Source organism: Streptomyces sp. NPDC005811 (genome assembly GCF_040630405.1).
In the GTDB taxonomy this organism is placed as follows: Bacteria; Actinomycetota; Actinomycetes; order Streptomycetales; family Streptomycetaceae; genus Streptomyces.
The window spans coordinates 108662-119726 of record NZ_JBEXXK010000037.1; the positions used below are offsets into that span (position 1 = coordinate 108662).

Sequence of the window (11065 nt, forward strand, 5' to 3'; positions counted from 1 at the left end):
ATGGTACGGGGCCCGGAGGGGGTCGGCCTCCGCAGGGCACCGGAGCGCCCCGCGGAGACGGATACCGGGCGGCGGATCAGGCGGTCTTCAGGGCGGCCGAACCGGGGGTGCAGGCGAGTACGGCGGCGGACCGGGCGAGGGCGGTGTCACCTGCGGGGCCGTCGATGGAGTGGTCGCAGTCGATGATCCCGTGCCCGTCGATCTTCCAGCCCACCGCGTGCCCGAGGACGTCCCCGCCGTCCGCACAGGAGTAGCGGAAGTCACCCGCGACCTCGACGACGTAGGCGTACTGGACGATCCGTCCGGCACCGCCGACCGAATCCGTCACCCCCGGATTGAGCGCGGGCGCCTTCGCGGTCACGTCCGTGAAGGAGTACGTCATCCCGTCGTCCTCCGCCAGGGTCGCCACGTCGGAGTCGATCACGCCGGTCTTCTTGCCGAGCGCGTACAGGACCTCGGCCGAGGACAGGGCCGGGCCCGAGCCCTCGACCGACTGGTGCGGGGTGTACACCCGGCTCAGCTGGTACGTCAGGCTGCCGCCGCCCTTGCCGAGCGGCTCCGGCCGGGTGATCCCGGTCATCCGTTTCGTCTGTCCGACGTTCGTCCAGGTGTACGTCCCGTTCGTGCACGCCTGCCGGCCGGCCACCGGGCTCGCGGTGACCGCGCCCGGCGTACGGCTCTCGCCGTCGTCGTCCGATCCGCCGGTGCAGGCCGTCAGGCCCGCCGCCAGGGCCAGCACAGCCGCCCCCGCAGCCGCCGCCCGGTGCCGCACTGCGATTCCCCACATCTCCGGCTCCCCCCGTCGTGTGTACGCCTCCTCATGGTGCGGAGGGGGCGGCCACCTGGGCAAGCGCCATGGAGATCATCTGATCATGCTGTGACGTGCTTGTTTCAGTCGCTCTTGCTTCAGTCGCTCGCCGACGGGCTCGGCGGCACCTGGGCGCCCTTCTTCAGGAAGCCCATGTCCTCGTAGACCGGCGTCTGGAAGCCGAAGGCGCCCGCGTTGACGACGTTCTTGCGGGCGGCGGTGAGCTGGGGGCGCTGGTAGAGGGGGATCGAGGCGGCCGCCGCCCAGATGCGGGAGTCCGCCTTGCGGATCAGGGAGCGCTCCTCGTCGGCGTCCAGGGTGGTGCTCGCGCGGTCGAAGAGCTGGTCGACCTGGTCGGTGCCGACGCGGGTGTAGTTCTGCTCGACGCTCAGCGAGCCGTCGGCGGCCGGCACGGGCTTGGCGTAGATCGGGCGGGCGTCGGTGGCCGGGAACGCGGTCGCGGGCCAGGAGTAGAGCGCGAGGTCGTACTCGCCGGAGGCGATGTGGTCCTTGAAGTAGCTCTCGTCCGGGACCTTGACGGTCTCCGTGCGGATGCCGACCTTGCCCAGCATCTTCGTGATCCGCGCGGCGACCGTACGCAGCGGCTCCGAGCCCGCCCCGGACGGCACCACGAACCGCAGCGACAGCGCCTTGCCGTCCTTGGCCAGCGCCCCGGCGGCGGCTCCCGCCGGGGCGCGGGTGCCCTTGGGGGCGTAGGCGCCGGGGGCGCCCTGCCGCTGGTGCTTGTACTGGGTGCCCTCCTGCGCGAGCTGCCGGTCGTCCGCGTCGTGACCCTTGTCGTCCTCCCCGACGATGTACGCCCCCTCGGAGCCGCCCTGCGACTTCTCGTCGTCGGACCCGTCGTCCCCGGAACCCTCCTCGCCGGACTCTTCCTTCTCGCCCTTCTCGCCCTTCTCGCCGGAGGCCTCCTTCTCGCCCTTCGCCCCCGCCGCCTTCTCGCCCTTCTTCTCCTCCTTGACCGGCCCCCCGGCCACCCACCCGGCGTCCGTGAGCAGCGCCTGCGCCTCCTCCGTGTCCTGGCCGCCGAGCGCCCCGCTGTTGTCGGCGTACGCCTCCTGCCCGGAGAGCGCGAGATGGCTGCCGACCGGCACCGCGGGCAGCCCCAGCGGCTTGAGCACCAGCTCGGCCAGGACCTTGCGGTCCAGCGCCCGGGCCACGGCCCGCCGCACCCGCTCGTCCGCGAGCGGGCCGTCCGCGCCGTTGAGCGCCAGCTGGGTGTACGCCGACTCCAGGGAGCGCCGTACCTCGAAGTCCTTCAGCGCCTTCTGCTGGCGCTCCCACTTCGCGATCGCCTTGCGCAGCTTCGCGCGGGCCTGGGTCTCGTGCTCCGCCGTCTCCTCGTCGGAGCCGTGCGCGAGCGCCCAGGAGCGCAGGGTCTTCGCGGCGGTGCGCCCGGCGCCGGGTCCGGCGAGCGGCCCGGCCGCCGATCCCTTGGCCGCGCCCTCGATGCGCTGTGCGTCGGCGGCGTCGATCTCGGCCAGCTCGATCTTCCCGGCGGCCAGGGCGGCGGCCCGCTCCGTGCGGGGCACGGCCATGAGCTGGATCTCGGAGAGCTTGGCCGGCTCCCCCCACCAGCGCGGGTTGCGGGTGAGCCGGACCTGGGCCTTCTTGCGGTCGACCTTCTTCACCAGGAACGGACCGGCCGTCACCTTCAGCGTGCGCCGCGCCCCGTCGTTGAACGAGGTGGGCGTGCCCATGACGTCCTTCGGGTACAGCGGCGAGAACAGCGACTGCCAGTCGGAGTAGGGGCGGGCGAAGGTGACCCGGACCTCGAGGTCGTCGTCGCCGCGCTCGATCTTCTCGATGCGGTCGTAGCCGGCGTTGCGCGCGGTCCAGTACGCGCTGTCCTTGCCCGACAGGGCGCGCCACTGGGCGGCGAAGTCCGCGGCGCCGATCTCCCGGCCGTCGCTCCACACCGCCTGCTGGTTCAGCTTGTACAGCACGACCTGCTTGGGCTCGGTGTCGACGACCTTCGCGGACTCCAGGTAGTCGGGGTTGCGCCGGGCCCGTCCGTTCGCGTCGATCCGGTACATCGACGGCAGGACGGCCTGGGCCACCCGGGTCGTCGTGGCGTCGGCGTCCGACTGGAAGGTGTTGAAGGTCTCCGGGACCGCGTCCACCGCCCAGTGCAGCGTGCCCCCGTCGGCGACCAGGGCCCGGGCGGCCGGGGCGACGTCCTGGTGGGCCAGCGGCTTTCCGGCCTCGTCGCTGTCGCCGCAGCCGGCCAGCAGGGGCACCGCGAGCACACCCGCCGCGAGGAAGGCGGCCGAGCGCATGACCGCGCGCAGTCCGACGCCGTCGTAGGGCTTCGACATCTCTGGTACCTCCGGGGAGCCGCTTCCGGTGCGTTCTGATCACATTTGGCGGTATTTTGGAGTTGATCAGATCTACGGTCTGGTCTTCGGCTCACTGAAGAGGAAAGGGTTCGCCTGCCGGGGGCGACACGGCGGCGGGGGCTCGCAGCCCCACCCGTGCGGAGCAATGCACCCCCTCCGCATCCGCCAATCGCTGCACACGCCTTCACACCGACAGGTGTGAGGCGCAACACTCGCAGGCGCACATGAACGTTGCCGTCCAGGGCACAGCCGCCCACGGAAGCGAGGTCACGTCATGTCCGTGCACGACGACCTGACTACGGTCCAGCGCTGCCTCGACGACCTCTCACGGTCCGTCGGCCGCCTGGAGCAGCAGCTCGGCAGCGGCGGCCTGGAGATGCGCCGCGTCCGCGCCGACGCCGACCACCTCCGGGAGAGCGTCGCGCTGCTGCGCGAGACCGCCGCGGGCCCGACGGCCCCGCCGGTCCCGCAGAAGCAGCAGCTCCTCACCATCCCGGACACCCCCTACGACGACTCCCTGTGGATCGACACGGACGACGAGGGACTCGGCGCCCGGGACCGGCACGCCCCCTGAGAACCCTCTGACCCGACACCGACCGGAGTCCTGCGTTGGCCACTGGTACGGAACCTCCCTCCACAGAACCCCATCCCCCGGGCGGCGTACGCGGCGCCGGACGCGCCGCGATCGCCGCCCCCCATCTGCGGACCGACCGCTGGTGGCTGGCGCCCGCCGTCACCGCCGCCGGTCTGCTGGCGTTCATCGCCTACTCGACCTGGCGGGCCTTCGCGAACGCCGACTACTACGCGGCGCCGTACGTCTCGCCGTTCTACTCCCCCTGTCTGGCGGAGAACTGCAAGCCCATGCACGCCGGGCCCAACGCGGAGATCTTCGGCGGCTGGTGGGGCATCTCGCCCGCGATCATCATCCTGATCTTCCCGCTGGGCTTCCGCCTGACCTGCTACTACTACCGCAAGGCCTACTACCGGGGCTTCTGGGCCTCGCCCCCGGCCTGCGCGGTGGCCGAGCCGCACACCAAGTACACCGGTGAGACCCGCTTCCCGCTGATCCTGCAGAACATCCACCGGTACTTCTTCTACGCCGCGATCGTCGTCGCCGGGATCCTGACCTACGACACCGTGCTCTCCTTCCGCGACGAGCACTACCGCTGGGGCCACATGGGCCTCGGCACCCTGGTCTTCCTGGTCAACATCACGCTGATCTGGGCGTACACGATCTCCTGTCACTCCTGCCGGCACATCGTGGGCGGCAAGCTCAGGCACTTCTCCCGGCACCCCGTGCGCTACAAGGCGTGGCAGTTCGTCGGGAGGCTCAACGCGCGGCACATGCAGCTCGCCTGGGCGTCGCTGGTGAGCGTGGCGGTCGCCGACTTCTACGTGTACCTGGTCGCGTCCGGTGTCTTCGACGATCCGAGGTTCTTCTAGATGAGTGGGGCGTTCTGATGTCCGTGGTCGAGCGGCAGCAGTGGGACGTCGTGGTCGTGGGCGCGGGCGGCGCGGGACTGCGCGCCGCCGTCGAGGCCCGTGAGCGCGGCGCCCGTACGGCCGTGATCTGCAAGTCCCTGTTCGGCAAGGCGCACACCGTGATGGCCGAGGGCGGTATCGCGGCGGCGATGGCCAACGCCAACGAGCACGACAACTGGCAGGTCCACTTCCGCGACACCATGCGCGGCGGCAAGTTCCTCAACCAGTGGCGGATGGCCGAGCTGCACGCCCAGGAGGCCCCGGACCGGGTGTGGGAGCTGGAGACCTGGGGCGCCCTCTTCGACCGGACGAAGGACGGGCGGATCTCCCAGCGCAACTTCGGCGGCCACGAGTACCCGCGCCTCGCGCACGTCGGCGACCGCACCGGTCTGGAGCTGATCCGCACCCTCCAGCAGAAGATCGTCGCGCTCCAGCAGGAGGACTTCCGCGAGACCGGCGACTACGAGTCCCGGCTGAAGGTCTTCCAGGAGTGCACGGTGACCCGGGTCCTGAAGGACGGCTCGCGGGTCAGCGGGGTCTTCGCCTACGAACGCGAGACCGGCCGTTTCTTCGTCCTGGAGGCGCCGGCCGTGGTGATCGCCACCGGCGGCATCGGCAAGTCCTTCAAGGTGACGTCGAACTCGTGGGAGTACACCGGCGACGGCCACGCGCTGGCCCTGCTCGCGGGCGCGCCCCTGCTGAACATGGAGTTCGTGCAGTTCCACCCGACCGGGATGGTCTGGCCGCCGTCGGTGAAGGGCATCCTGGTCACGGAGTCCGTCCGCGGCGACGGCGGGGTGCTGCGCAACTCCGAGGGCAAGCGGTTCATGTTCGACTACGTCCCGGACGTCTTCAAGGAGAAGTACGCCGAGTCGGAGGAGGAGGGCGACCGCTGGTACGAGGACCCGGACCACAACCGGCGCCCGCCGGAACTCCTCCCCCGCGACGAGGTGGCCCGCGCGATCAACGCCGAGGTGAAGGCGGGCCGCGGCTCCCCACACGGCGGTGTCTTCCTCGACGTGTCCACCCGGATGCCCGCCGAGACGATCAAACGGCGGCTGCCGTCGATGTACCACCAGTTCAAGGAGCTGGCCGACGTCGACATCACGGCGGAGGCCATGGAGGTCGGGCCGACCTGCCACTACGTCATGGGCGGCATCGCGGTCGACTCCGACACCGCCGCCGCCCGCGGCGTACCGGGGCTGTTCGCGGCCGGTGAGGTGGCCGGCGGGATGCACGGCTCCAACCGGCTCGGCGGGAACTCCCTGTCCGACCTGCTGGTCTTCGGCCGCCGGGCGGGGCTGCACGCGGCCGAGTACGCGGCGGGGGCGGACGTACGGCCCCCCGTGCACGACGCGGATCTCGCGGTGGCCGAGGAGGAGGCCCTGCAGCCGTTCTCGGGCGACCCCGCGGTCAACCCGTACACCCTCCACCACGAACTCCAGCAGGCCATGAACGACCTGGTGGGCATCATCCGCCGGCAGGGCGAGATGGAGCAGGCCCTGGAGCGCCTCGCGGAGCTGCGGGTACGGGCCGCGCGCGCCGGGGTCGAGGGCCACCGCCAGTTCAACCCGGGCTGGCATCTCGCCCTGGACCTGCGGAACATGCTGCTGGTCAGCGAGTGCGTGGCCCGCGCGGCCCTGGAGCGCACCGAGTCGCGGGGCGGCCACACCCGCGAGGACCACCCGACGATGGAACGGACCTGGCGCAACGTCAACCTGCTGTGCCGGCTCACCGACGACGCGAACGGCGTCGGCCTCACCCGGGAGACCACCGATCCCATCCGCCCGGACCTGCTCGCCCTGTTCGAGAAGGAGGAGCTGGTCAAGTACCTCGCCGAAGAGGAGCTGTACGAGTGAGCAGCTACGAGGCCCGCTTCAAGGTGTGGCGGGGTGATGTCGGCGGCGGGGGTCTGGAGGACTTCGCGGTCGAGGTCAACGACGGCGAGGTGGTGCTGGACATCATCCACCGCCTCCAGGCCACCCAGGCCCCCGATCTGGCCGTCCGCTGGAACTGCAAGGCGGGCAAGTGCGGTTCGTGCTCGGCGGAGATCAACGGGCGGCCCCGGCTGATGTGCATGACCCGGATGTCGGTGTTCGACCGGGCCGAGACGATCACCGTGACGCCCCTGCGCGCCTTCCCGGTGGTCCGCGACCTGGTGACGGACGTCGGCTTCAACTACCACAAGGCGCGCGAGGTCCCGGCGTTCGTGCCGCCCGAGGGCGTCGCGCCGGGCGAGTACCGGATGTTCCAGGAGGACGTGGACCGGTCGCAGGAGTTCCGCAAGTGCATCGAGTGCTTCCTGTGCCAGGACACCTGCCATGTGGTGCGCGACCACGAGGAGAACAAGACGGCGTTCGCCGGCCCGCGTTTCCTGATGCGGGTGGCCGAGCTGGACATGCACCCGCTGGACGCGGCGGAGGACAGCGGCCTGGACCGCAAGAAGACGGCTCAGGACGAACACGGCCTCGGCTACTGCAACATCACCAAGTGCTGCACAGAGGTGTGCCCCGAGGGCATCAAGATCACCGACAACGCGCTGATCCCGCTGAAGGAACGGGCGGTCGACCGCAAGTACGACCCGCTGGTGTGGCTGGGGTCGAAGATCCGGCGGCGCTGATCAGGAAGGGGTCGTCCGCCCCGGCAGCTGGGGCAGGGGCCGGGCGCGCCGGGCGTACGACTGGAGCGCCAGGCCCGCCAGGTTCAGCCCCATGCCGATGAGCGGAAGGTCGCGGTACAGGTGGTGCGTGCTGTTCAGCGGGCCGAGGAACAGGAAGGCCGTCAGCCCGAACGCGCTGAGCAGCACGCCGGCCCCCCACAGCCTCGGCCGCTCCTCGATGCCGGTGAACCGCGGCGTCCAGCCCGCGACGACGGCCACCAGCCCCAGCACCGCCATGCCCACCACGCAGACGACCCCGATACCCACCAATGTCGCGAACATGACGGTCATGATCCCAGGATCGCCGGTACGCGCAAGAGCTTCGCCGGTGCTGTCGTCCCCGGGTCAGCGGGCCCGGTCCGGCCCGCGGCGACTCACCGCCCCCAGCCCTTCTCGTACGCCGCCCAGTCCGTCTCCGTCGCCGTGAAGTCCACGTACGCCGCCACCCCGAAGCGCCCGCGGTCGGCGTCGGTCCGGGACAGCCCGAGCCGTACGCCCCGGACGGCGGCGGCGACCGTCTCGGCGTGCGCCCAGTGGCCGAAGCGGTTCTCCCGGTAGAAGGGCAGCCCCATCAGCAGGTCGGTGGAGGCCGGGGTGACCTCCAGGGCGAGGGAGGTCTGCTGGGCGACGTAACCGCCGTAGGTGCTCTCCAGCGGCTGCATGGTGTCGTACGACATCACGGCGATCTGGTCGACCCGGCGGGCCACCTCCCCGAAGAACCGCTGCGACCACCACTTGGGGTGGCCGGTGGTCGCGCCCCAGAAGGAGTGGAAGCCGGGGAGGGGGTCGATCTGGTGCGCGGCGACGGAGAGTTGGGCGCCGCGCGAGCCGGTGAGTTCGTGCAGGGTGTCGAGGAGGGCGAGGTAGTCCCGGTCGCCGGAGTGCAGGGGCTCCAGGTCGAAGTGGGCGCCCTCGAAGCCGACGCCGAGGATCTGCCGGGTGGACCGCACGACGGCGGCCCGGGTCGCCGCCCGCTCCAGCCGCATCCCGTCCGGGCTCTCACTGGCGAGCCGGTCCCCCAGCCAGGCCTGCACCCGCACACCGGGTGCCGCCCGGTGGACCGCCGCGACGAACCAGGCCGCCCTCGGGTAGGCGGAGGCGGGCAACGTCCCGTCGTGTTCGAGGGGACCGGTGTGGACGTACAGATCGCGTATCCCGGTGCGGCTCAGCCGCTCGGCGAGCGCGGCGACATCGGCGTCCCCCTTGCGCCCGTCGACCCAGGCGTGCCCCAGCCAGAAGGCGTCCTTGCCGCGGGTACGGGTGCCGTCGGCCGGGTCGCCGAGGTCGTTGATGCCGAGGGCGGCCTGGGAGACGAGGACGGGGAGGAGGACGAGGGAGAGAAGGACGAGGAGACCGGTCCGGACGAGACGGACGAGACGGATGAGACGGATGAGACTGCGGGGGCGGGGATGCGGACGGGGGTACGGAGGTCGGGCGGGCTCGGGGGCCTGCACGGGGGCCTGCTCGGGGGCGGACTCGGGGGCGGGTTGAGGGGCTTGCTCGGGGGCGGGTTGAGGGGCTTGCTCGGGGGCGGGCTCGGGCTGTGACTCGGGCTCGGGTTGTAACTGCGACGCGGGCTTGGGCTCGGCCTCTGACTTCGGCTTCGACTCCGGCTTCGGCTTCGGCTTCGACTCCGGCTTCGGCTTCGGCTTCGACTCCGGCTTCGACTCCGGATGGGTCTCTGGCTTCGGCTCGGGCTGCGACTCCGGTTCGGGCTCCCGCTCGGGCTCCGTCCGCGTCTCCGGCTCGGTATCTGGTTCGGGGCCGGAAGGTCCGGGTGGTGTCGGCGGCTCCCGCCGCTCGTGCTCTTCCTCCCCCTGGGGTGCCTCGATGTCCATCCCCGTTCCCCCTTTCGTGGTCCCCCGCCCCACCGGTCCCGCCTCGGGTGTATCCCGCTCGCGTGGCCGCATTCACGGCCATACGCTCCGAAATGTGACGTCATCCATGCATCGAGGCAGGCGGCGGGCCAGATCGCACATACCCGTGCGGGTGGCGCACGCCGTGCTGGGCGGTGCGGCCGGGGTCCTGTGGCTGGTGTTGCCGGGGATGACGCCGGGGGACGACCCACCGGTTGCGATCAAGGACCCGCGGCCGGTCGTGAGCGCCGTGGCCCTGGCCGAGCACTCCCCACGGGACTCCCCGCCGTCACGGACGGCCGAGGACGACGAGACGTCCACCACCGACCTCGTCCTTCCCCTGGTCGCGGTCGGCGCGGTGGGCGCGGTCGCCGCGTACGGCTACATACGCCGGGTGCGGCGGACGCGCGAGCGGACCACCCCCGGCGGGGTGAGCGGGCCCCCGCCCACGGGCGCGGCGCCGCAGTCCCTCGCCGCACCGGACGCGGAGGCGTGCACGGCGCTGGTCCGCGCCGACGACCGGCTCCGCGTGGCCCGCGCCGAACTCGTCTTCGCGCGGGGACTCCTCGGTGCGGAGGCCGTCGCCCCGTTCGCACGGGCGCTGAGCGAGGCCGAGGGCGAACTGACCGCCGCCTTCCGGATGCGGCAGCGCTACGACGACGGCGTACCGGAGGAGGAGGCGCCCCGGCGCCACGCGCTCGCCGGGATGATCGGCCGCTGCGAGGAGGCGGGCCGCCGGCTGGACTCGGTGGCGGAGGGCTTCACCCGCCTGCGGGATCCGGACCGGGCCCTCCCCTACGCGGAGGCGCGCTTCCGCGACCTGACCGGACACACCGCCGCAGCCCAGCCTCTCCTCGCCTCGCTCACCGAGCGGTACGCCCCCACCGCCACCTCCGCCGTCACGGGCGCCGTCGAACAGGCCAAGGACCGGCTGCTGTTCGCGACCTCCCGGCTCAACCTGGCCCGCCAGGAACTCTTCTCGGGCCGTACGGAGGCAGCGTCCCGCCAACTGCACTCCGCCGAGGCCGCGGTGGCCCAGGCGGCCGTCTTCGTCGAGGGCGTCGACCGTACGGCCGCCGAGCTGCGGGACGCCGAGGCGACCGTGCCGGCGGCGCTCACCGGCGCGGAGGCGGAGCTGTCGACGGTACGCCGGCGCACCGTCCGCGAGGACGAGCCGCACCCCCGTCTCCTCAACGCCGACGCCGTCCTGGCCTCCGTACGCCAGGAGGTGACGTCGAACCGGCCGTACGACCCGCTGGGCGCCCTGCGCCGGATCGTCCGGGCGACCGCGCCGCTCGCCTCGGGGCGGGCCGGGGTGCTGTCGGCCGCCGCGCTCTCCGTGGCCCGCGCCTCGACCGCCGCCGCGGACGACTTCGTCACCACGCACCGGGGTGCGGTGGGCGCCACCGCCCGCACCCGGCTCGCGGAGGCAAGGCGCCTGCTCGCCGAGGGCGCACCGGAGGACATCGAGCGGGCCGACGAACTGGCCCTGGAGGCACGGGAGCTGGCGGAGCGGGACGTACGACTGCACGGCAATCCGGCGTCGGCGGCACCGGCCGGTTCGCCGGAGACGGACGGCTCCGCCGGGGCGGTCCTGGGCGGGATCCTGCCGGGGGAGGCGGCGACCGAGGAGGGCGGGGAGCGCTCCGCGTGGGGTTTCGGCGGGCTCTAGGCGCACAAGAACGTGAAAATAGCGGGCAGTTGTGGCGAACTGGTGACGATCCCGAGGCTATGTCAGCACCCCTTTGTATGATGATCTGATTCAACACGGGGGTGTGAGAGGCATGATCAAGCCGGAGGAAATTCCGCAGTTCACCGGCAATCTGTTCCAACTGGAGCTGGATCATGCCGCGTTGAAGAAGGACGCGGGAGACGTCCGGACCACGGGCAGTGATGTGGACTC

9 protein-coding genes are annotated in these 11065 nt (G+C 71.9%); 5 read left to right on the forward strand and 4 right to left on the reverse strand.

Annotation, left to right across the window (positions count from 1 at the left end; all coding sequences use genetic code 11):
- Positions 1 to 76: 76 nt before the first annotated feature.
- On the reverse strand, positions 77 to 787 hold the full coding sequence (locus ABZ490_RS33620) for a hypothetical protein (protein WP_358998651.1): 711 nt from the start codon (positions 785 to 787) through the stop codon (positions 77 to 79).
- Positions 788 to 906: 119 nt separating this feature from the next.
- The gene (locus ABZ490_RS33625; protein ID WP_358998654.1) at positions 907 to 3144 is read right to left on the reverse strand and encodes an ABC transporter family substrate-binding protein; all 2238 of its coding nucleotides are present in this window, start codon (positions 3142 to 3144) and stop codon (positions 907 to 909) included.
- Positions 3145 to 3439: 295 nt separating this feature from the next.
- Between ABZ490_RS33625 and ABZ490_RS33630 the strand changes: the two genes are divergently transcribed.
- The 4 genes from ABZ490_RS33630 to ABZ490_RS33645 are packed head-to-tail and all read left to right on the forward strand — an operon-like array spanning position 3440 to position 7267.
- Positions 3440 to 3739 carry a hypothetical protein gene (locus ABZ490_RS33630; RefSeq protein WP_340376392.1) on the forward strand — a complete coding sequence of 100 codons (300 nt, stop codon included), beginning with the start codon at positions 3440 to 3442 and terminating at the stop codon, positions 3737 to 3739.
- Between the two features lie 35 nt (positions 3740 to 3774).
- Positions 3775 to 4608 carry a hypothetical protein gene (locus tag ABZ490_RS33635; protein WP_358998659.1) on the forward strand — a complete coding sequence of 278 codons (834 nt, stop codon included), beginning with the start codon at positions 3775 to 3777 and terminating at the stop codon, positions 4606 to 4608.
- Positions 4609 to 4625: 17 nt separating this feature from the next.
- Entirely contained in the window at positions 4626 to 6506 is a 1881-nt protein-coding gene (locus tag ABZ490_RS33640; RefSeq protein ID WP_358998662.1) for a fumarate reductase/succinate dehydrogenase flavoprotein subunit, read from the forward strand.
- On the forward strand, positions 6503 to 7267 hold the full coding sequence (locus ABZ490_RS33645; RefSeq protein WP_358998665.1) for a succinate dehydrogenase/fumarate reductase iron-sulfur subunit: 765 nt from the start codon (positions 6503 to 6505) through the stop codon (positions 7265 to 7267). The genes ABZ490_RS33640 and ABZ490_RS33645 overlap by 4 nt, the downstream gene beginning before the upstream one ends.
- Here ABZ490_RS33645 and ABZ490_RS33650 read toward each other — a convergent pair whose 3' ends face one another.
- A complete protein-coding gene (locus tag ABZ490_RS33650; protein WP_358998668.1) occupies positions 7268 to 7597 on the reverse strand; it encodes a hypothetical protein in 330 nt (109 codons plus the stop codon). It lies immediately after the preceding gene.
- Between the two features lie 83 nt (positions 7598 to 7680).
- Entirely contained in the window at positions 7681 to 8760 is a 1080-nt protein-coding gene (locus ABZ490_RS33655) for a hypothetical protein (protein WP_358998702.1), read from the reverse strand.
- Positions 8761 to 9295: 535 nt separating this feature from the next.
- On the opposite strand from ABZ490_RS33655, the gene ABZ490_RS33660 reads away from it, so the two are divergent.
- Positions 9296 to 10834, forward strand: coding sequence for a hypothetical protein (locus ABZ490_RS33660; protein ID WP_358998671.1), 1539 nt, complete (start codon positions 9296 to 9298; stop codon positions 10832 to 10834).
- Positions 10835 to 11065: the final 231 nt, after the last annotated feature.